19 protein-coding genes and 3 pseudogenes are annotated in these 19,597 nt (G+C 69.1%); 13 read left to right on the top strand and 9 right to left on the bottom strand.

Features of this window, described 5'->3' with window-relative positions:
* Nucleotides 1-46 precede the first annotated feature (46 nt).
* From ACTWPP_RS41745 to ACTWPP_RS41735, 3 genes are all read left to right on the top strand, one after another.
* Entirely contained in the window at nucleotides 47-985 is a 939-nt protein-coding gene (locus ACTWPP_RS41745; RefSeq protein ID WP_443110013.1) for a cyclase family protein, read from the top strand.
* 148 nt (nucleotides 986-1,133) lie between these two features.
* Nucleotides 1,134-1,304: a hypothetical protein gene (locus tag ACTWPP_RS41740; protein WP_443110012.1), complete on the top strand. Its 171-nt coding sequence runs from the start codon at nucleotides 1,134-1,136 to the stop codon at nucleotides 1,302-1,304.
* 340 nt (nucleotides 1,305-1,644) lie between these two features.
* On the top strand, nucleotides 1,645-2,193 hold the full coding sequence (locus tag ACTWPP_RS41735; RefSeq protein ID WP_443110011.1) for a transposase family protein: 549 nt from the start codon (nucleotides 1,645-1,647) through the stop codon (nucleotides 2,191-2,193).
* Between the two features lie 144 nt (nucleotides 2,194-2,337).
* Here the strand turns inward: ACTWPP_RS41735 and ACTWPP_RS41730 are convergent, their stop codons facing one another.
* Nucleotides 2,338-3,072 (bottom strand): hypothetical protein, encoded by a 735-nt coding sequence (locus tag ACTWPP_RS41730; RefSeq protein ID WP_443110010.1) that lies wholly within the window; start codon nucleotides 3,070-3,072, stop codon nucleotides 2,338-2,340.
* 402 nt (nucleotides 3,073-3,474) lie between these two features.
* Between ACTWPP_RS41730 and ACTWPP_RS41725 the strand changes: the two are divergent.
* The 3 genes and pseudogenes from ACTWPP_RS41725 to ACTWPP_RS41715 form a co-directional block, all read left to right on the top strand.
* Nucleotides 3,475-3,892: pseudogene (locus ACTWPP_RS41725) on the top strand (transposase); the annotation flags it as partial.
* 547 nt (nucleotides 3,893-4,439) lie between these two features.
* Nucleotides 4,440-5,264 carry an ABC transporter ATP-binding protein gene (locus ACTWPP_RS41720; RefSeq protein WP_443110009.1) on the top strand — a complete coding sequence of 275 codons (825 nt, stop codon included), beginning with the start codon at nucleotides 4,440-4,442 and terminating at the stop codon, nucleotides 5,262-5,264.
* A gap of 2 nt (nucleotides 5,265-5,266) precedes the next feature.
* Nucleotides 5,267-5,900, top strand: a pseudogene (locus ACTWPP_RS41715) (potassium channel family protein); the annotation flags it as partial.
* A gap of 88 nt (nucleotides 5,901-5,988) precedes the next feature.
* Here the strand turns inward: ACTWPP_RS41715 and ACTWPP_RS41710 are convergent.
* Nucleotides 5,989-6,987, bottom strand: a complete 999-nt coding sequence (locus ACTWPP_RS41710) for an NADPH:quinone oxidoreductase family protein (RefSeq protein WP_443110008.1) — start codon at nucleotides 6,985-6,987, stop codon at nucleotides 5,989-5,991.
* 110 nt (nucleotides 6,988-7,097) lie between these two features.
* Here ACTWPP_RS41710 and ACTWPP_RS41705 point away from each other — a divergent pair, with 110 nt between their 5' ends.
* Together ACTWPP_RS41705 and ACTWPP_RS41700 are read left to right on the top strand one after the other, a co-directional pair.
* Nucleotides 7,098-7,715, top strand: a complete 618-nt coding sequence (locus tag ACTWPP_RS41705) for a TetR/AcrR family transcriptional regulator (protein ID WP_443110007.1) — start codon at nucleotides 7,098-7,100, stop codon at nucleotides 7,713-7,715.
* A 295-nt stretch (nucleotides 7,716-8,010) separates the two neighbouring features.
* Entirely contained in the window at nucleotides 8,011-8,199 is a 189-nt protein-coding gene (locus ACTWPP_RS41700; RefSeq protein ID WP_443110006.1) for a helix-turn-helix domain-containing protein, read from the top strand.
* Nucleotides 8,200-8,622: 423 nt separating this feature from the next.
* Here the strand turns inward: ACTWPP_RS41700 and ACTWPP_RS41695 are convergent, their stop codons facing one another.
* The gene (locus ACTWPP_RS41695) at nucleotides 8,623-10,284 is read right to left on the bottom strand and encodes an amidohydrolase (protein ID WP_443110005.1); all 1,662 of its coding nucleotides are present in this window, start codon (nucleotides 10,282-10,284) and stop codon (nucleotides 8,623-8,625) included.
* Complete coding sequence (locus tag ACTWPP_RS41690; protein WP_443110004.1) at nucleotides 10,281-11,744, bottom strand: APC family permease; 1,464 nt, start codon at nucleotides 11,742-11,744, stop codon at nucleotides 10,281-10,283. Before ACTWPP_RS41690 ends, ACTWPP_RS41695 begins: the two co-directional genes overlap by 4 nt.
* A gap of 103 nt (nucleotides 11,745-11,847) precedes the next feature.
* Here ACTWPP_RS41690 and ACTWPP_RS41685 point away from each other — a divergent pair, with 103 nt between their 5' ends.
* The 3 genes from ACTWPP_RS41685 (at nucleotide 11,848) to ACTWPP_RS41675 (ending at nucleotide 13,604) form a co-directional block, all read left to right on the top strand.
* Complete coding sequence (locus ACTWPP_RS41685) at nucleotides 11,848-12,507, top strand: TetR/AcrR family transcriptional regulator C-terminal domain-containing protein (RefSeq protein WP_443110003.1); 660 nt, start codon at nucleotides 11,848-11,850, stop codon at nucleotides 12,505-12,507.
* A 279-nt stretch (nucleotides 12,508-12,786) separates the two neighbouring features.
* A complete protein-coding gene (locus ACTWPP_RS41680) occupies nucleotides 12,787-13,359 on the top strand; it encodes a GntR family transcriptional regulator (RefSeq protein WP_443110002.1) in 573 nt (190 codons plus the stop codon).
* Nucleotides 13,356-13,604: a hypothetical protein gene (locus ACTWPP_RS41675; RefSeq protein ID WP_443110001.1), complete on the top strand. Its 249-nt coding sequence runs from the start codon at nucleotides 13,356-13,358 to the stop codon at nucleotides 13,602-13,604. Before ACTWPP_RS41680 ends, ACTWPP_RS41675 begins: the two co-directional genes overlap by 4 nt.
* 34 nt (nucleotides 13,605-13,638) lie before the next feature.
* Here the strand turns inward: ACTWPP_RS41675 and ACTWPP_RS41670 are convergent, their stop codons facing one another.
* The 4 genes from ACTWPP_RS41670 to ACTWPP_RS41655 form a co-directional block, all read right to left on the bottom strand.
* Complete coding sequence (locus ACTWPP_RS41670; RefSeq protein WP_443110000.1) at nucleotides 13,639-14,226, bottom strand: hypothetical protein; 588 nt, start codon at nucleotides 14,224-14,226, stop codon at nucleotides 13,639-13,641.
* Nucleotides 14,223-14,744, bottom strand: coding sequence for a sigma-70 family RNA polymerase sigma factor (locus tag ACTWPP_RS41665; protein ID WP_443109999.1), 522 nt, complete (start codon nucleotides 14,742-14,744; stop codon nucleotides 14,223-14,225). Before ACTWPP_RS41665 ends, ACTWPP_RS41670 begins: the two co-directional genes overlap by 4 nt.
* An 83-nt stretch (nucleotides 14,745-14,827) precedes the next feature.
* On the bottom strand, nucleotides 14,828-14,980 hold the full coding sequence (locus tag ACTWPP_RS41660; protein WP_443109998.1) for a hypothetical protein: 153 nt from the start codon (nucleotides 14,978-14,980) through the stop codon (nucleotides 14,828-14,830).
* A gap of 1,056 nt (nucleotides 14,981-16,036) precedes the next feature.
* Nucleotides 16,037-16,225: a helix-turn-helix domain-containing protein gene (locus ACTWPP_RS41655; RefSeq protein ID WP_443109997.1), complete on the bottom strand. Its 189-nt coding sequence runs from the start codon at nucleotides 16,223-16,225 to the stop codon at nucleotides 16,037-16,039.
* Nucleotides 16,226-16,630: 405 nt separating this feature from the next.
* Here ACTWPP_RS41655 and ACTWPP_RS41650 point away from each other — a divergent pair, with 405 nt between their 5' ends.
* Together ACTWPP_RS41650 and ACTWPP_RS41645 are read left to right on the top strand one after the other, a co-directional pair.
* A complete protein-coding gene (locus ACTWPP_RS41650; protein WP_443109996.1) occupies nucleotides 16,631-17,644 on the top strand; it encodes a glycoside hydrolase family 6 protein in 1,014 nt (337 codons plus the stop codon).
* Between the two features lie 419 nt (nucleotides 17,645-18,063).
* Nucleotides 18,064-18,268, top strand: a pseudogene (locus ACTWPP_RS41645) (IS5/IS1182 family transposase); the annotation flags it as partial.
* On the opposite strand, the gene ACTWPP_RS41640 reads toward ACTWPP_RS41645, so the two are convergent.
* Entirely contained in the window at nucleotides 18,240-18,998 is a 759-nt protein-coding gene (locus tag ACTWPP_RS41640; RefSeq protein ID WP_443109995.1) for an alpha/beta fold hydrolase, read from the bottom strand. The pseudogene ACTWPP_RS41645 and the gene ACTWPP_RS41640 overlap by 29 nt on opposite strands.
* Nucleotides 18,999-19,597 lie beyond the last annotated feature (599 nt).

Genomic DNA, 19,597 nt, shown 5'->3' with positions numbered 1-19,597 from the left:
CCGCGTGACTGGAGGAGTCGATGCCGAGATGACGGCAGGGCGACCGATGCCCACACAGGACGACGTGCTCGGGTACTTCAACACGCTGTCGAACTGGGGACGGTGGGGCGACGACGACGAGCTCGGCACGCTGAACCACATCACCGACGACGTCCGGCTGGCGGCGGCGCGGGCCGTGCGTCACGGCAGGAGCGTGTCGTGCGCATGGGAGGTCGCCGTACCGGAGGACATGGAACGGTCGACCACGACGTGCCCGTGCGCCGCCGACATGCCGGGTGCCGAGAACATGCCGGCGCCCGGTTTCCGCAACGACCGGCGCTGGGGCTTTTCGACCGAGCGGCTCGGCATCACCTTCCACGGCAACACCCTCACCCACGTCGACTCGCCGTGCCACATCTTCTGGGACGGCACGATGTACAACGGGCGGTCGCACTCGCTGGTCGAGGCCGCAACGGGATCGGCGTGGGCGGCCATCACGGCGGCGGCCAACGGGATCATCACCCGTGGTGTCCTGCTGGACATTGCCAGGGTCCGCGATGTGCCATGGCTGGAGCCGGGGCAGGGTGTGTTTCCCGACGATCTGGAGGAGGCCGAGCGTCGCCAGGGTGTGCGGGTGCGATCCGGTGATGCGGTGCTCCTGCGGACCGGCTATGGCCGCGTCCGGCACGAGGCCGGTGAGGCCGGCGGTTTCACGCAGGCCGGCTGGCACGCCTCCTGCCTGCCGTGGCTGCACGAACGTCAGGTCGCGCTGATCGGCGCTGACACCCCCCAGGACGTTCAGCCGTCGGGGTACCAGGACGTGTTGATGCCGGTTCACGCCGTGAGCCTGGTTGCGATGGGTCTGTGGCTGCTGGACAACTGCGACCTGGAGGGGTGTGCGACGACGGCCGCCGAGCTCGGCCAGTGGGACTTCCACCTCGCAGTCGCGCCGGTCCGCTTCGCCGGTACGTCCGGCAGCCCGGTGAATCCGATCGCCACATTCTGACCGCGGTTCACGAGGGCCCCCCGGCCCGCGCGCCCCAACGTCCTGGCCAGAGATCAACGGTTCTTTCGACACCCACTCAAGGTTGGGTGTTGCAGGGTGCAATGGCCGCCGGCCGGACTGACGTGGATCCGCCGTCTGGCCGCCCGCCGTGCCCGGCCCGTCGGCGACCGCGAGGCGGCTGAGGCCCGCACGACCTGCGCGACCTGGCGCCGACGCCGCCGAACTGATCGGCGCGCTCGGCCTGGAGCCCGCTCACCTGGTCGGCATGTCGCAGGGGGCGGCGGTCGCCCGGATGCCGGCGCTCGACCAGTCGCGTTGATCAGCACAACGCAGACAGTTCGGCAGGCGGCTCGCCGTAGCTTCAGGACGTCTGGGCCGTCTGAGACGGACGGCGGGCGCGGGCCAGGCCTTCGTTCGCGCGGTCCTCTTGGACCCGGTCGCCGGTCTTCCGCACCGGTTGCAGGGGGCGGTGTGGTCGGCTACGACCTGGGCTGGGTCGTTCATGGCGAGGGCGGTCTCGCCCAGTCCGTTGAGCGCCGCCGCCTCGCCGCTCTGCCGAGTTCGCCGGAACGGCATCTTGCTGATCACAGCCCGGTTGCGGTCCGCATGGCCACACGGGCGATGAAAGAGCTCCTGGTAAATCGAGATTTGCGACGATCTTGACCACCGGGAGCTCCGATGCCGTTCTACCGTGCTGCGCTCGATCTGTCCCGCTCGGCCTGCGCTTTCGTGGCCGACCTCATCCGCACCCACCGAGCGAGCTCGGATCACGATGGCGACGTCTGCCTGCCGGTCGCCGGGCACTACTGGTGCTGGTGCACTCGCGCCGCGACGACACCTTCGCCGGCCTCGCGGCGGCGTTCGGCGTAGGCGTGGCCACCGCACACCGCTACGTCACCGAGGTGATCGATCTACTCTCCGACCTGGCCCCCGACCTACGCCGAGCCATGCGGACCGCCCAGCGCAAGGCCTACATCATCCTGGACGGAACGCTGGTGCCCACCGACCGGCCCGCAGGTGACAACGACCGGCTGTTCTACTCCGGAAAGCATCGCCGGCACGGCGTGAACTTCCAGTTCCTCACCGACCCGCACGGCGAGCTGATCAGGGCCCCGCCGGCACTACCCGCTGACCGCAGCCCGCGAGCACGGCATTATCGACGCCCTCACCCAACGGGCAATCGCCTGCTACGCCGACAAGGGATATGAAGGTCTGAGGTAGGGCACGGCGATGAGCGTCCGGCCAAATGCGCCGCCGGCGTCAAGTGTCTGTTCGACGAATTTTCAGATTCCCGGTCTTGTCTGGACTTGAAGAACCCACCGCCAGGGCGTAGGGGAATCGGCCCGATCCGGTCAGGCCACAGGTTGACGGCCTCCCGCGCGGATGGTGTGGAGGCGGGCGAGGACGGCCATGAGGCTGGCGATCGGTAGCCAGATGAGCGCGGTGAACCCGGCGTGCTCGAGCTCGCCGTCGTACGGGAGAAGGGCAGCAGGGACCGGGGAGATCAGCCCGGCCATCAACAGCCCGAACGAGAGCCCGAAGCTCGCGCTCTGGCCCGGTGTCAGGGTGGGCGACGCGCGGCGCCGCGCGAACCGCCAGCCGGACACGATCGCCAGGCTCAGGCCCGACGGTAGCAGGATCAGCGCGAGTACGGCGCTCCGCGCGCGCATGTCGGCCGGGGCCTGACTGGTGCTCTGGGACGCGCCCCCTTCCGAGATCTCGGTCAGTGTGCCGCGCCAGATGGTGCCGGTGACACGGTCACCCTTGGCGAGTTCGCCCCAGACCGGGCCGGGGTCGCCGTACGTCGACCTCCACCGGTGGCCGTCCGCGTCCGTCAGGATCGTGTACGGCCCCTTGCCCCGGCCGCGAGGGTCGTCGACTTCCGTCACCGTGAACTCCTGCTTCCACAGGCAGTCGGCGGGCTCGATCGAGACGGTGGGGCAGGGCGTGGCGGCCTCGTACGCGCGCAGGTCACGGACACCGTCGGGCAGGTACGCCACGAGCGCGCCGACGGCGCCGGCCACCATGCCGAGGCCGACCAGGAGGAAGACGATCGCCCCAGCGGCGGTGCGGATAAAGCGCGCCATCAGGGCATACCTGTCCACGGCTACGCCACCGCGACGATGAGGCTAGACGGGAACGGGTTCAGCATCATGCCCACATTGTCCAGTTCGCGGGGGTGTTGTCGCAACGGGAGTGGCGGTGGTGGGGAAGGGCCAGACCGACCGCGAGGCGCACCAATGGCAGCGCAATGGGCGACCTCGTCAACGCGGAGCCGCCGCCCGGGACGGGCCGTCCAGGGGTATCGCAGCCGTTATTGCGCTCGTATTACGCTGGCCTCGCGCTTTCGCGGGAGCGGCTGTCGACCTGATCGGCTACCTGAGAAAAGTTCCTTTTGGGCTGGGAGAATCGGGATTGCTGAAATCTCGATCGATCCCAGCGGAAAGGCACTTTCCGAGTGAAGATTACCGGCCGGAAGTCCAAAATCGCTTTGTCGGCGGACGTTGCGGGTGTCGGGCCTGGGACGGGGCTGTCGGCAGGGCTGGAGCGGTGGCGCAGGCCCGGGGCGGTGCATGATCCGGGGAAGATCGTGGCGGATCTGGCGGTGGCGCGGGCGTTGGGCGGGGACTGCCTGGCCGATATCGCCCCTCCTGCGCTCGTCATCGGAGTTGTACAGGCCCATCGCCTCAGATCCGACGGTATCGCGGCTGGTCACGGTACTGGCCGGAGCCGGGCCGAAGGCGTTGTGGGCGATCCGGCGGGCGCGTGCTGCGGCCCGGGAACGGGTGTGGGCGCTGGCCGGTGGGGCCGGCTCCCGGCGCGGACGGTGAGCTGATCACGGTGGATCTGGACGCCACGATCGTGATCGCGCATTCGGAGAAGGAGCAGGCGGCGCCGACCTGGGAGCACACCAGAATCAGATCTGGTGCGAACTGGTCGCACTGGGCAGCGAGCTGACCGCCTGGATGCAGATGCCCGCCCTGGCCGGGCACCAGGCCCGCCGCTGGGAACCAAGAAACCTCGGCTCCGCGTCTTCTCCGCCGCCGGTCGCCTGGTCAAAGGCGGCAGACGACTCCGCCTACGGCCTGGCTGCACGCTGCCGATGGGCCGGTCTGATCACCGTCGCGGCCAACGGGATAGACACTGGTTGGTGATCAGTCGGCGTGGCCGTGGCAGAACGAGGAACGGTGTCCACGTCAGTGCTCACGACCCCGGCGAGCTGGAACGCGCTGTCGCGATATCGAGCAAGCAGCCATCCAGGCATCGTGTGAGGCGCGTCGGCTCTGAGGCCATCAGGCCAGGCGCTCTCCGCCGCCCTCCCACTTTGTCGATCCGTCTGAAGAGTCAGCCGATCTCGTCGGGGCGCCGGCCGTGGCTTCCATTTGAGTGGACGAATCGAATCTGCCCTGCGGACTTGACCTTGACGCTGCGTCAGCCCTCCATGCTGGCTGTCATGAGCATCCCTCCAACAACCAATCAGGCCGAGGGGCCTGCGATCCGCGTGCAGGGCCTGGAGAAGTCGTACCAGGAGCTGCGTGTGCTGCGCGGCGTGAACCTCGAGGTGGCGCGGGGCAGCATTTTCGCTCTGCTCGGCTCGAACGGGGCGGGCAAGACCACGGTGGTGAAAGTCCTTTCCACGCTGCTCAAGGCCGACGCAGGGACTGCCGACGTCAACGGCTTCGATGTCGCCACGCAGGCGGCGGGCGTGCGGGAGTCCATCAGTCTCACCGGGCAGTTCGCGGCCGTCGACGAGATCCTCAGCGGGCGGGAGAACCTCGTCCTGGTCGCCAAGCTGAGGCACCTCAAGGACCCGGGTGCGATCGCGGATGACCTGCTGAGGCGCTTTTCGCTGACCGAGGCGGGCATCCGGAGGGTAGCGACGTATTCGGGTGGCATGCGCCGCCGTCTGGACATCGCGATGAGTCTGATCGGGAATCCGCCGGTCATCTTTCTCGACGAGCCGACGGCCGGGCTGGACCCGGAGGCGCGCATCGAGGTGTGGCAGGCCGTCAAGGAGCTCGCCGAGGGCGGCACGACGGTGCTGCTCACGACGCAGTATCTGGAGGAGGCCGAACAGCTCGCCGACCGGATCGCGATCCTCCATGGGGGCCGGATCATCGTGAACGGCACTTTGGCCGAGCTCAAGCAGCTGCTGCCGCCCACCGAGGTCGAATACGTGGAGAAGCAGCCCTCCCTCGAGGACGTCTTCTTCGCGGTCGCGCTCCGCGAGCGCGCCACCCGTTACGAACTGCCGGAGGAGCGCCCTATCGTCGGCTGACCATGGAAACGACCCGGGTCGTGGTGATCGGGCTGGGACGGTTCGGCGCCGCGCTCGCATTGGACCTGGCCAGGCGCGGCACCGAAGTGCTGGCCATCGACCACCGCCCAAGATTGTCCCAACGTTGTCGGGGCAACTGACCCATGTCGTCACCGCGGACGCCACCGACCTGGACACACTGCGCGAACTCGGTGTCGCCGAATTCCGCCGCGCTGTGGTCGCCATCGGCGGTGACCTGGAGGCCAGCATCCTGACCACGTCGCTGCTGACCGAACTCGACATCGACAACATCTGGGCCAAGGCGGTCACCCACCAGCACAAGCGTGTCCTGGAAAGGGTTGGCGCCCACCACATCGTGCTGCCGGAAAACGACATGGGCCGAGTGGGTCGCCCATCTGGTCAGCGGCCGAATGCTCGACCATATCGAGGTGGACGAGGAGTGCGCCCTGGTCAAAACCCACCCACCCCGCGACATCGTCGGCGTCCCGCTAGGCGAGACCCGCCTTCGCTCCAAACACGCCCGTAGTGGTTTGCGTGAAGTCCGTCGGCGAGCAGTTCACCTATACCACCGCCGACACCATCCTGCAGTACGGCGATGTCATCCTGATCGCGGGCACCATCACCAAGGTGGAGCGGATAACTGTCATCCTTGAGCAGGAGTTGCACCCTCACCCGCTTGTCGTTCGACGGGGGAGGGGACCCGCCACTTGGCGTCACGGTCTGTTCAGGGCAGCAGGGCCAGCTTGCCCAGGGTGGCCCGCGCCTCCAGTTCCGCAAGTGCTTTCGGCCCGTCGGCCAGCTCGCACACGGTGGGCTGGCCAGGGCCGAGCACCCCGGACGCGAGGAGCCCGAACAACTGGCCCATGACCTCGCCGAAGATCTGCGGTGCGGCCTGGATCAGGGTGCCGATGTTCAGGCCGATGAGGTGGATCTGGTGCTTGTAGACCAGTTCCCAATTGGTGATCGCGGCTTCGCCGCCGGCCACGCCGTAGACGACGACCCGGCCGGTGACCCGCTTGGTCGCGGCCAGGCTGGCGTCCAGGGTGGCGCCGCCGACCGACTCCAGTACCAGGTCGGCGCCCGCGCCGCCGGTCAGCCGCAGGACCTCGGCGGCGAGGTCGCCGCCGCGGGAGTCGATGACGTGGTCGGCGCCCAGCGCCCGTACCACCTCATGCTTGCCTGGCGAGGCCGTGGCGATCACCGTCGCGCCGTAGTGCTTGGCCATCTTGACCGCTGCCTGGCCGGTCCCGCCGGCCGCGGCGTGGATCAGCACGGTCTGCCCCGCGGCGACGCTGCCCAGTGGCTTGAGCGCCGCCAGTGCGGTTGGCCAGTTCACGACCAGGCCGAGGGCCTGCTCGTCGGCCCAGCCCGCCGGAACCGGGACCGCGGCGTCCGCGGCCAGCACCATGTACTCGGCGAAGGCGCCGCCTTTGACGCTGACGCCGATGACGTGGGCGCCGGGCTCCAGGCCGGTCACCCCCTCGCCAACGGCGGTGACTTCACCGGCGCCCTCGATGCCCGCCAGATACGGCGGCTGCGGGCCGCCCGCGAACGCGCCGCGGGCCTGTGAGATGTCAACGAAGTTAACGCCGGCGGCGGTGACCCGGATCAGAACCTCGCCCGGGCCCGGGCTCGGTATCGACGCGTCGGTGATCAGGCGTAGGTCCTGCGGGCCGTTCAGGGACGTCTGCTGCAGGGCGCGCATGGTGGAGGGAATGCTCATGACGATCGGCTCCCACTTGTTTATCGAACGATCAACAAAGCTTGGCAGCACCCGCAGTGCAGGTCAAGCTATAATTGATCGAACGACCAACAAGTTAGGAGGGGCGCTGGATGGCAGCTCGCGGCAGGCCGCGCACATTCGACCCCGACACCGCCCTGCGCCAGGCGCTGGACCTGTTCTGGGAACGGGGCTACGAGGGCACCTCGCTCAACGACCTGGCCCAGGCCATGGGAATCGCCTCGGCCAGCATCTACGCCTGCTTCGGCAGCAAGCAGGACCTGTTCCGCAAGGTCATGGCGCTCTACGGCACGACCTCAGGCGAGCCGCCCAGACGCGCGCTGCGCGAACAGCCGACCGCGCGCGCCGCGATCCACGCCATGCTGCGCGCCACCGCCGATGAGATCACCCGCCCGGACACGCCGCACTACTGCATGCTCATCCTGGCCGCACCCACCGGCGCCGTGGAGAACCACACGGTCCGGGAGCTCCTGGCCGACCGCCGACGCGACCAGCTCAGCACCATCAAAGACCGGCTCGCCCGCGGCGTCACCGACGGCGACCTCACCGCGCCGCCCGCCGTCCTCGACGCCATCGCCCGCTACTACACCACCGTGGTGCAAGGCCTATCCGTACAAGCCCGCGACGGCGCCGCCCGCGCCGAGCTGGAAGCGGTCATCACCTGCGCGATGGCCGCCTGGGACACGCTCACCTGCGCGCCGGCGCACTAGCACCACACCTGTTGCCAGAGATAATCTCCCCACAGAGTCGCTGAGCTGCGCTTACGCCGGAGAACGGGCTCGCTCATTCAGGGCACCCTGGAGAAACCTCCTCGAACCACCTGCCCTGCCGTGCTCGACGGTGAGGTGCACCGCGCGTTCACCGAGATCACCCGACTGCTCGCGGTGACCCTCCGGGATGAGCGAACCCGAACGCCGTCGAGCTGACCGAGATCATCGACTGGTTGACGCGGCGCGCACCGGCTCGCCGCCAAGCTGGAACCTCCCTCGCCGGACACCCGTCCTGTTGGAGACAGCCCGCTCCTTCGTCCGGCACGGCCACAACCGCAGCCGGGCCTCGGGCGAACTGCGGATCCACCGCAACACCCTCGACTACCGGCTCGGCAAGATCACGAAACTCACGGGCCTCGACCTGACCCACCCTGACGGCGTGCGGCTCCTCGACGCCGCCGTCACCGCGCGCGCCCTGCTCTAGAGAGTCGGTTCCGACCAGAGTCAATTGGGATGGCGGGTGCGGTATTGAGGGTGAGATCTGTGGAGGCCGGGCAATCGTGTTGCCAGGGCCGCCGCGGACCCCGACCCCCTGAAAGCACCTTCACCAGCTGGTTCAGCCCAGGATGAGGAGCCAAGGATGGTCTTGCTCGCGCCCGCTCCCCAGACGTTTCAAAAGGTGTCGTCTCCTCAGACGTCCGCCCTTTCGTAGCCTCGTTCTTGATCAGTTCTTCGGCTCGCCGGCCGGTGTTGTCAGCGCTCTCGAACCTGGGAGTCCTCTTCTCGGCCGCTTCCTCAGCCTCTTTCGATGTCTGGCTCCGTCCGGCCACAGGGAGCTCAGGGAACGAAGGCGTCAGGTGTTTCAGACGCGGTTCTGACCACGAGAAGGCTGCCGGCCTCCACAGGTTCAGTCGCCTGCTCGACAACCGGATTCAGAGTCGTGGACGATCCGGCCAGCGGCCACGGTGGTGACGACGCGGACGGTGTGGAGCTCCTCCGGGGGGAGCGCGAAGGGGTCGCGGTCGAGGACGGCCAGGTCGGCGTCTTTGCCGGGGTCGAGGGTTCCGGTGCGGGCGTCGAGGTGGTTGAGGAAGGCGGAGCCGAGGGTGGCGGCGCGCAGCGCGGTCTCCAGGGTGAGCCGCTGGTGCGGCAGGAACGGCCGGTCGGCGTGCCGGGCCGGATCGGCGCCCGGCCGGTAGGTGGTGCGGTTGACCGCGACATGGATGCCCAGGATCGGATCGGCCGAGGAGACGGGCCAGTCGCTGCCCATCGCCAGGTGCGTGCCGTGGCGGTGCAGGGCGGCGAACGGGTACTGCCAGGTCGCCCGCTCCTCGCCGAGGAACGGCACGGTGAGCTCGGTCATCTGGTCGTCGTTGTAGGCCCAGAGCGGCTGCATGTTCGCGGCGACGCCCAGCTCGGCGAAGCGGGGCACGTCGTCGGGATGCACGATCTGGATGTGCGCGAGGTGGTGCCGCAGGTCGCGGGGGCCGTGCCGGTTGAGGGCCGCGGCCACCGCGTCGAGCGCCTCGCGTACGGCCCGCTCTCCGATGGTGTGGAAGTGCACCTGGAGGCCGGCGCCGTGCAGGCGGGTGACGGCCTCGGCGAGCTCGCCGGGCTCGAAGAACGAGATGCCGGTGCCGTGGCCGCCCAGGTAGGGCGCCAGGGTGGCGGCGGTGAAGTTCTCGCAGACGCCGTCCTGCATGATCTTGACGCTGTCGAGCGCGAGCCCCGGCCGGGCGTTCGCCCGGAGGTGCAGCAGGTCGTCGAGCTGCTCGACGCCGCGGTCGCGCCGCCACCACAGGCAGCCCCGTACGCGGGCGGTGAGCACGCCGCGGGAGATCAGCTCGTGGTAGACGCGGGTGGGGTCGGTGGTGCCGGGATAGTCGCCGACGATCGCGTCCTGCCAGGCGGTGATGCCGAGGGCGTGCAGGTGGCGCTGCGCGGCGAGCATGGCCTCGACCTGCTCGTCCAGTGTCGGGGCCGGGACGAGTTTCTGCACCAGGCGCATCGCGCCCTCGTGCAGGACGCCTGAGGGTGCGCCGGACGCGTCGCGCTCGATCCGGCCGTCCGCGGGATCGGGGGTGGCCGCGGTGATCCCGGCCAGCTCCAGCGCGCGGGAGTTGACCCAGGCTCCGTGGTGGTCGCGGTTGGGCAGGAACGCCGGCCGGTCCGGGACGATCGCGTCCAGGTCGGCGGCGAGCGGGGTGCCGCCGGGGAAGGCGTCCATCCGCCAGCCGCCTCCGGTGATCCAGGACCCGCCGGGGTTGCGGGCGGCGTAAGCCGCGACCGCGTCCAGGATCTGGTGCCGGTCGTTCACGTCCGTCAGGTCGCAGCGGAGCATCTCCAGCCCGCCGGTCAGTGGGTGGACGTGCGCGTCCTGGAACGCCGGGATGACCGTGCGGCCCTCCAGCGGCCGCACGTCCGTGCCGGCGCCGATCAGGTCCCGTACCTCAGCGGCGGCGCCGGCGGCGACGATCCGGCCGCCCGCGATCGCCACCGTGTCGGCCCCGGGGCGCCACGGCAGACGGGCGTCGGTCAAGAGGAGGTCGGCGGTCCCGCCCATCGTCATACGGTTTCCTTCAGTCGCTCGACGTCGGTGGTGGTGAGCCGCGCGTACGCGGCCGGGTCGGCGCGGCGCAACCGTACGGCGGCCAGCACGCCGATCAGGAAGACGACCGGTAGCGGCAGGACCAGGATCAGGTTGGTGGTGGTCCCCGCCGTGGTGAGCAGGTCCATGTGGGTCACCGCCAGCCAGCAGGCTGTGGTCAGCGCGGCGCCGCCCAGCAGCGGCGCGACCAGCCGGGTCCACAGGCCGCCCGGCAATCCGGGATTCCGCAGGTAGAAGCCGGCCACGGCGAAAGAGCACAGGGCCTGCAGTGCCATGATCCCGATCACGCCGGGCGTGTTGAGCCAGATCAGCAGCTTCAGGAACGGGTCGAGGCCGGCCAGCGCGAAGCCGGCGACGACCCCGGCCGACAGTGCAGCGGTGACGGCGCCCGCCACCCACGGAGACTTGGTACGCGGGTGGACGCGTGCGAGCGCGGCGGGCAGCGCCCTCTCCCGGCCGAGCGCGAAGAAGTACCGGTTGGAGGTGTTGTGGAAGGCCAGGATCGCGGCGAAGGAACTGGTCACGATCAGCAGGTTCATGACGTCCACGGCGAGCCCGCCGACGTATTCGTCGGTCGCGCCGAACACCAGCGCCGACGGGTCCTTGGCGGCTGTCGTGCGCACCATGCCCGGCCCGTAGGCGGTCACCACGATCCACGCGATGAAGGTGTAGAAGAGCGCGAGGAAGCCCACGGCGACGTAGGTGGCGGTGCGCACCGAGCGGGCGGCATTCCTGACCTCCTCGCCGTAGATCGCCGTCGCCTCGAAGCCGATGAACGCGCCGAAGGTGATCGCCAGCGCTCCGGAGAACCCGCCGGTGAAGACGTTGTCCGGCGTGAACGGAGAAAGGCTGAATCCCTCGGGACCGCCCTGGACGAGCACCGCGCCGGCCAGTACCGCCAGCACCAGCACCTCGCCGAGCAGCGCGACACCGAGCACCTTGGCGCTCAGCGTCACCCGGCGGAAGCCCAGCAGCCACACCAGCGCGACCGCGGCCAGTGCCCAGACCCACCACTTCAGGCCGACGCCGAGAAGGTCGCCGGCGGTGGTGGCGGCGAAGAAGCCGAACGCCCCGTACAGCCCGATGCCGACGCCGTTGTAGGAGACCACCGCGACCAGCGCCGCCCCCACGCCGGCGGGCTTGCCCAGCCCCCTGGCGACGTAGGCGTAGAACGCGCCCGCGTTGCTGATGTGCCTGCTCATCGCGGTGAAGCCGACGGAGAACAGCACGAGCGCGAGCCCGGCGACGAGATAGCCGGCGACCGCGCCGGGACCGGCCACCGAGAGCCCGATCGGCGCGATCCCTGCCATCACCGTCAGCGGCGCCGCCGCCGCGACAACGAAGAACACCAGGTCCCTGGCGCCGATGGCGTTCCGTTCGAGGGTTCCTTGGGCTCGCGTCGCTGGTTCAGAAGTGCGCATGAGTGGCCCTTCACTAAAACTTCAGGCTGAAGTTTTAGTGAAGGTAGCGCACGCTGGGGCGCCGCGGAAGACCTGTCTTGGGCGTTCTACGATGGGCGGTGAGATGGAACCGAGGAGCACCAGGCGTGCGGGACGCCCCAGCCGCGCGATCCTCAGCGCCGACGCGATCCACCGGGCCGCGCTGGACCTGATCGACCGGAGAGGGGCCGACGACTTCAGCCTCGCCGGGCTGGCCCGCGAACTCGGCGTGCGGATGCCCTCGCTCTACAACCACGTCAGGAACCGCGACGACGTGATCAGCGGCATGCGCACGCTCCTCGCCGCTGAGATCGACTCGTCCCCCTTGCGGAAGCTGCCCTGGGACGAGGCGCTGGCCGCCTGGGCGCGGTCGTACCGGGACGCGTTCGCGCGCCACCCCAACACCGTGAAGCTGCTGGCCACCACCACCGTACGGACCCCAGCGGTGCTCGACATGTACGAGGACTTCGTGCTGGCGCTGGAGGACGCCGGCTGGCCCACCGATCAGACGATCGGGCTTCTCACCGCGCTGGAGTCGTTCGTCCTCGGCTCGGTGCTGGACATGGTCGCCCCGGAGCAGATGATCGACTTGTCCGCCGACGCCAGCCGGCACCCCCGGCTGGCCGCCGCCGTCGCCGTCACCCCGCGGGTCGATCGCGCCGACGCGGCCTTCGAACTCGGCCTCGCGGCCATGCTGTCCGGAATGCGGCAGCGACTCGGCGAGATCGCGGGATCCGGGGACTAGAGGAGTTCCCGCCTGGGACGGCGTCACTCGCTCAATCGAACCGGCACCAGATCGGGGCCGCCCCGTCCGATCGGCGTTACGCGATCGGTCGGGGTCGAGGGGACGCGAAGCGCTTGAGAGCGGTCGGCAGACCCTTGTTCCTCTTGTCGGCTTGATGTATTCGAGCTACCTATGAGTGGTCCACAAGATGATTCGGCCCAGGATGTGGCGTACCGGTGGCTCAAGAAGCACATCGCGCGCTTCCCCCGGCATGAGGGGAGGTTCTTGAGCTAGGCGGAGGTGACGCGGGAGACCGGTACGTCGCGGACTCCGGTGCGCGACGCGCTGCTGCGGCTGGAGGCCGAGGGCTTTCTGCAGATCGTGCCGAAGAAGGGCGCCTTCGTGCCGCCGATCACAGATGGTGAAGTGCGTGCGGTGATGCAGGCGCGCGAACTGGTCGAGGACTGGTGCGTCCGGCAGGTCGCGCCCGCGAGTGAAGAGCTCACCGGTGAGCTGGAGTCGGTGCTGGCCGAGCAGGAGCGGGTGATCGGCGATCCGGTGACGTTCATCGAGCTCGACCGGGTGTTCCACCGGATGATCGTGCGTCGGGCCGGCACCCCGGTGCTTGCCGGGTTCTACGAGTCGTTGCGGGACCGGCAGGTCCGGATGGGCCTGTATGCGGTGGCGAACGAGCAGGACCGTTCTCGCGCCGTGCTCGACGAGCACGCCGCCATCGTCGCCGCGCTCAGGACCGGAGAGGCGGCGGCCGGCGTCGCGCTGACCGCGCATCTGTCCAGCACGATGGCGACTCTGCACCTCCCGGATGTCGCCGGCCGGGGCGGTACGGAGCACTCGGTGGCGGGTCTGCCATGAGGGTCGCGCTGGTACAGGTGGCCAGCCCGCCGGGGGAGCCGCCGGCCGAACGCAGGGAACGGGTGGGCGCGATGATGGCCCAGGCCCGGGGCGCCGGCCTGGTGGTGCCGCCGGAGCTATGGGCGGCCGGCTACTTCATCGTCGCCGCCGCGACCGTCGCCACCTTCGGCGTCACCATCGCAGTGTGCACGCTCGCGGCAACCCTGTTCTTCAATTCGCCGAAAGCTCACGCGCCGGAGTCCTAGTCCGCCCAGGGTGTCTCCGGCCGTCTGCGAGGAATCACCCGATCACGGGAGGAGCGGTATCATCGTCATCCCCCCAGACATCCTCGTCCTCAGAGAGCCAGGCGGAGCGCTCGTTGTCATCATCGCCAGCACGGCCGCCTACGCCGCTCAGGACACCGCCGGCACCCGTGCCGTTTCCTCCCATGGGGTTCCCCCCCATACCGCTTCGTCCCATGCCGACTCCCATTCCAGCGCCGCCAACCAGTTCGGCACCGGGGCCGCCGCCAGTGCCGGCGCCAGTGCCGCCAAGGCCACTCGCGCCGGCTCCCAGGCCGCCTTCGTCTGCACCAGGGCTGCGGCCGCGTAGGGAAATCAGAGGCGTTCCCGTCCCGATACCGCCGACCGGTTCTCCGACATCACTTGGACGGCCGCTGCCCAGGCCTGGCAGCTTTTTCAAGCCTGATTCACCACTGCCGTCCGTGGGTTCAGGAGCTGCGAGAAGGGCTGACAGGAGAGACGCGGGATCGCCATGACGGCGGACATGCCGGCGCAGTTCGTTTTGGACGCTTGCCAGCACAGCGTCGAGCTCATCGTCGCTCAGCGCGGAGTGGCGCTTCTCGTTGGGAGGTTCGGGAGTGGTCACTTGGCCGTCCCTCCTTCCTGGGCGTGAGCTTCGGCCAGGGCACGGGCCAGGTGACTGCGGCCCCTCTTTCTGAGATTCCGTACTTCCTGGTCGTCGATGCCCAACGCGGCGGCGGTCTCCACTGCGGAGAAACCGTCGATGTGGAACGCCATCACCGCCCGGCTTTTCTCGTCCAGGCGGCGCAGGACTTGGATCACGTACAGGGCTTGCGTGGTCAGTTCGCCCGTATCGGCAGCCTGTAGGGGTCGCCTGGGAAGCTGCTCGGGTGGGGTTAAGGCGACCAGCGGGCTGCGCCGGGGACCAGGAGGGCGCCGGTAGCGGCGCAGAGCGACAGCTCGGGTCCATGCAGCCGGGTAGGTGACGGTGTGCCATCGGCAGGTGGCGATCAGCTGCCAGGCGTCCAAGAATGCTTCCTGTGCCGCGTCCTCGGCCTCGGCCAGGGCAGCCCCATAACTCAGCAGAAAGGCCACCACCTGCTCGTAGTGGGTTTCGTACAGCTCCAGGAACTGCTTCCGCATGGCCACCAGCATGGTGGGCCTGATGTCAACGGACGTAGAGAACTCGCCTCTCGGTCGTATCGGGTCAGCGGATTCACGACCGCTCATTCCGAAACGTCCGGTTCGTCATGCCCTCGCCCGTCATCGGCGCCATGGCTTCTCTGGGGCTCGCCCTTGCGACGCTTCGCCGCCGCCTCCCAGAGCGACAGCGTTGCAGAGAGCACTCCTAGGAACGCCGTCAGCATGTCGACCACCATTGGCCCCTCCACCACTAGCACCACCTCTCTCGTCAGCTCTCCTGTGCCGAGAGCGGACCGCGCCTTCAGCAGTCGTAAAGAGGTGGCGTGACCGGGTCATGATCGGTAAGCCTGGCGGTTGTACACCGTGGTGGACGCGACCACCGTCGTGTTCCAGGCCCCCCGGGGAGGGGCCGGTGGTGGGCTACCGGTCGGTGGTGCGTGGTGGCCTGCTGGACCGAGAGCCGGGTGTGCGCCCGGATCCCAGTCGGTGAACCTGTGCGCGGCCGGATCGCTGGCGCGGCGGGCGGAGGTGAACGTTGGCGGCACGGGTGGTGCCAGGTAGTGCTCCAGCAGTCGGGGCAGCGCTTGGTCGCCAGGTGACAGGCTGCTGCCTGCCGGGGCACAGCCGTACATGTTCTCCGGCATGGGTGGTGCAGCCTCTACGACACTCGCGGTGTCCGCACCTGCCCATCGACCACATGGTCCCGCTCGCCGAGGCGTGGCGGTCGGGTGCCTCGTCCTGGACGATGTCCCGCCGACGGGCGTTCACCAACGACCTGTCCAGTTCGCAACTGTGGGCGGCCACTGACAATCTCAACCAGGCCGAGGGCGACAGGGACCCGGCCGCTGGCGGGATTCCGGTGCGTGTACGCCAGGTCGTGGATCGACGTGAAGCACCGCTACCGCCTCACGATCGACGCAGCGGAGAGATCGGCGTTCACCCGCCTGCTCGGCACCTGCTGATACCGGAGACCCGGCACAGGTTATCCACAAGGTCCGTTTTCTCGGCTCCGCTCGGCCGCAGCGACTTAGCGTCGCGGCATGGACACACTCGAGCCGGCAAAGCCCTTCGGGATGTCCAAGGCCGAGCGGCGGCGCATCCAGGTCCGGGTCCGTACGACCATGGCGGCGCAGGCCGAGCTCGAAGGGCGTTTCCTGGGCGGCCGTCCGCCCTACGGTTATCGGCTGGCGGACGCGGGCCCGCGTCACACCCGGCGATGGCCGCGCTCGGTGCGCGTAGCCACCGGCTTGAGCTCGATCCGCGGGCGGCACCGGTGGTGCAGCGGATCTTCGTTATGCGCCTGGCCGGTGTTGGTGCACGGACTCCCGCGACACCGGGCCCCGCGATTTGAGGGCCTCCACCCCGCCCTGCCGCCTGGCCGCGCGCCACCGCCGCACCGTGCGCTCGGTAACCCTCAGGTCCGTGGCGATCGCAGCGCCACCGTCACCACAGGCGAACCGCTCGGCCGCCTGCATCCGCACCCGCTCCCGCCGCTGCTGCTCGGCGGGGGTGTATCCATCTTCGTTGCGCGTACCGCATGCCCATCTTATACGCCCACCCGCCCTCACCGTCTGTCATCCGCGCAGTGAGGTCTCGCTCACGCAACGACGACAACCGCATCCCCCACAAGAACGGGCTCTACGAGTTCAGCCTGGTTAGGCCGGTTTCTTTGCAGCGGCTCACAATGGCGGCGAGATGCTCGGCAGTTGGACGGAAATGGAAAGCGTGAAAAGACTCTTGACTCGGATTTAAGCGCGTCGGTAGTTTCGCGGGAACGGCCAGGAAAAGTGCATTGAACACGTCCGCTTCCCTGCGCTCCGCTGAAATACGACCGAAGAGGCCGCGGACGGCAACCCCCCATGACACCGGACAACGAAGGAACCCCCGTGCTACCCGCTCTCCGCAGATGGACCATCACCGCCGTCGCCGCGTTCACCGCGTCGACGGCCGCGCTGACCGGCGCCTACTTCACCGGACAGCAACCGCAGGCCGCCAAGGTCGGCGCCGTCTCCTACGCCGCACCCGCGGCCGAGGCGATCGCCGCGGCCAACCTGTACGTCGACCCGAACTCCAACCCGGCGGCCTGGGTCGCCGCCAACTCCGGTGACCCGCGGGCCGCTCGCATCAAGACGGCCATCGCCGACCGGCCGATCGCACGCTGGTTCGGCAACTGGGACAGCGACGTCAGTGCGGCGGTGTCCCGCTACGTCGGCGGCGCCGAGCAGACCGGCGCCACACCGATGCTGGTTGCCTACAACGTCCCGGGCCGTGACTGCGGCAGCCACTCCGGCGGCGGCGCGGGCAGCCCGGAGGCCTACCGCACCTGGATCGGGCAGTTCGCCACGGCCATCGGCAGCCGCCAGGCGATCGTCGTGGTGGAGCCCGACGCGGTCGCCCAACTCGACTGCCTGCCGAACGACACCGAGCGGCAGACCCGGCTCGACCTGCTGAAATACGGTGTGCAGCAGCTCAAGCAGAGGGCGCCGAACGCCTGGGTCTACCTGGACGCCGCCAACGCCAACTGGATTCCCGCCGACACCATGGCCCAGCGTCTGCAGGCCGCCGGGATCGCGGATGCACGCGGCTTCTCGGTCAACGTGTCGAACTACTACACGACCGAACGATCGGTCACCTACGCCAAGGCCGTCAACGCCGGGCTCCCCAGCGGCAAGACCTTCGTGGTCGACACCAGCCGCAACGGCAACGGCTCCAACGGTGAATGGTGCAACCCGGCCGGACGCAGGCTCGGCACCCCGCCCCGCGACGGAGCCGACGCTGAACTGGAACTGTGGGTCAAGGTCCCCGGCGACTCCGACGGCGACTGCGGGATCGGTACCGGGATCCCCGCCGGCCAGTTCAGCCCCGACCTGGCCATCCGCCTGATCGACGGCACCCGATAACCGCTCGCGGGCGTGCCGCCCGCGCCATACCGATGAGCCCTCGACCTGGTTTCGGTCGAGGGCTCACCGCTCATTGCATTCTTCATTGTCGGCAATTACTTGGTCTTCTTGGTTTTCTCCCGGCAGGTCGGCTGGGGTTCCCGATGACGTGCGAGCCTGTTGTAGGAAGAAGCCGATCGTCCCCCGGGATCGGTAAGTCAGCAGAGGACCACGACTCAGGGAGCAGGCCGATATAAACATCCCCTTGGCGCACGAAAGGCCCCGTGCGGCAAGATCGTGGACTAATGGCGTGTCTCATGTGGCGACGTGAAGGTCCAGGGCATAGCACGCGTCTTCTGTGACTGATGTAACTGCCGGGACGACATCTCGGGATGGTTGATCAGTTGTCGCAGCGTCTGGTGCCGGACGAGGCGCTGGGGGAGATCGTGGCTCCGCTGATCACACCACGCATCGCGCGGCGGGGTATCGAAACCCGTGAACGCCTCGGCCGCTACCGCTGGGAGATCGAACGCACCATCGCCTGGCTCACCGGCTACCGTTCGCTACGAACGCTCGGCCAACCTGTTCGCCGCGCTCCTCATCCTCGCCGCCACACTCATCTACTGGAAGAAGCTCGCCACGTAGCGCTCTTGCGCAGGAAGGTTTCAAGCTGTTCGGCGAAGCCCGGTGCTGCGGCGACGAAGTGACCAGCGCCCGGATGCACGCTGCGCTCGCCGCCGAGCGCATTCGCCAGAGCGTCGCAGATCCGCTCGAGCGCGGCCGCATGGTCTCCGGACGCGACGAGCACCGGGACGCCGGCGTCACCGATCGTGTCGAGCTGTGGGCGCGCCTCGCTGGTCACCCGACCACCGTGCGCCCGCCGAACGCCGGCGACCACGTCCTCGGGGAGCGGGCCGCCGCCGATAGGTGCGCCCGCGACCTGGAGGAACTCGCGCAGCTCGGCCGGGTCCATGTCCATCCCGTGGGTGAGGACCGCATCGCCGATGCGCTCGAGCCGCGCCACCTCGGGATCGTCAGGGACAAGGTAGTTCAGCGGCGGCTCGATCAGGGTGAGCGAGCGCACGCTGTCCGGCGCGGCAGCGGCCGCGATCAACGTCCCCAGGACGCCGTAAGAGTGGGCGACAACGTGCGGACAGCCCACGAGTAGCGGCGCCAGATCCCGGGCATCCACCTCGAAGTCCTGTCCCTCCTGCGGTGGTGGACTCGGCGGATAACCCCGGCGATGGACATATGCCAACGTCCACCGAGTGGCCAGCGGAGCCAAAGCGCCCCACGTCGTCCGCGGGCCGGCACCACCATGCACGAGCAGGACCTCCGGCCCAGAGCCGTCGCGTACCACCACGATCTCGCCCACGCGGCGAGCATAGCGGCGCCCCGGGAGACACGCTCTAAAAAGGGCGTTCGGTCCTGCAGGTTCTGTTTGGTTCGCCGTGCGGAGTGCCGCTCTGATGCCTGCGGATCTCTGGACCGTGAGTTCTTGAACAAGGCCGGCGCAGAGTCGGTCTCATCGCGGCCGTCCCTCTCACCACGGCCCTCGCCGCTCTGGCCGCCGCGCACGAGGAAACCGGCGTCCGGGACGCATCGTCCGGGCCGGGGTCGCGCCCCTCGCCGACGTCGCCGGCGTGCGGGCTGAGAGGGCCTGACAGCATGCGGGCGCCGTCCTGCGCGACCGCGTCTTCCTCACCGGCGAGGAGTGGTGGCGCGAGTTGAGAACGCCGGGCTGCGGCCGTGGGTCACCCTCCCGCACGCCGACCACCCTTGGCGGAGGCGGGCCTGCGGCTGGCTTCTCGGCGATCGGGCAGCGCACGCCGTGCTCGTGTCGCTGGGTCGGGTGCTCGCCCCATACGGTCGTGGGGCCGCCTGACATCACCGGCGCCAGACGCGCAGGTTCTCGGGCGCATCCGGGACGGGCGACAGCCCGGCGGCGGACAGCTCTGCGGCCATCCGCTCGTC

It is taken from the genome of Actinomadura sp. 3N407 (assembly GCF_052245875.1).
Lineage (GTDB): Bacteria > Actinomycetota > Actinomycetes > Streptosporangiales > Streptosporangiaceae > Spirillospora.
Note: the sequence above shows the minus strand (reverse complement) of the source record. Positions and strands in the feature narration are given on the sequence as shown.

Excerpts from the sequence above, each read along its gene's own strand:
- ACTWPP_RS41660 (WP_443109998.1), bottom strand. The coding sequence starts at position 14,980 with ATGGTGGTCGACATGCTGACGGCGTTCCTAGGAGTGCTCTCTGCAACG.
- ACTWPP_RS41665 (WP_443109999.1), bottom strand. The coding sequence starts at position 14,744 with ATGCGGAAGCAGTTCCTGGAGCTGTACGAAACCCACTACGAGCAGGTG.
- ACTWPP_RS41720 (WP_443110009.1), top strand. The coding sequence starts at position 4,440 with ATGAGCATCCCTCCAACAACCAATCAGGCCGAGGGGCCTGCGATCCGC.
- ACTWPP_RS41730 (WP_443110010.1), bottom strand. The coding sequence starts at position 3,072 with ATGGCGCGCTTTATCCGCACCGCCGCTGGGGCGATCGTCTTCCTCCTG.
- ACTWPP_RS41710 (WP_443110008.1), bottom strand. The coding sequence starts at position 6,987 with ATGAGCATTCCCTCCACCATGCGCGCCCTGCAGCAGACGTCCCTGAAC.
- ACTWPP_RS41745 (WP_443110013.1), top strand. The coding sequence starts at position 47 with ATGCCCACACAGGACGACGTGCTCGGGTACTTCAACACGCTGTCGAAC.
- ACTWPP_RS41690 (WP_443110004.1), bottom strand. The coding sequence starts at position 11,744 with ATGCGCACTTCTGAACCAGCGACGCGAGCCCAAGGAACCCTCGAACGG.
- ACTWPP_RS41705 (WP_443110007.1), top strand. The coding sequence starts at position 7,098 with ATGGCAGCTCGCGGCAGGCCGCGCACATTCGACCCCGACACCGCCCTG.
- ACTWPP_RS41685 (WP_443110003.1), top strand. The coding sequence starts at position 11,848 with ATGGAACCGAGGAGCACCAGGCGTGCGGGACGCCCCAGCCGCGCGATC.
- ACTWPP_RS41695 (WP_443110005.1), bottom strand. The coding sequence starts at position 10,284 with ATGACGATGGGCGGGACCGCCGACCTCCTCTTGACCGACGCCCGTCTG.
- ACTWPP_RS41675 (WP_443110001.1), top strand. The coding sequence starts at position 13,356 with ATGAGGGTCGCGCTGGTACAGGTGGCCAGCCCGCCGGGGGAGCCGCCG.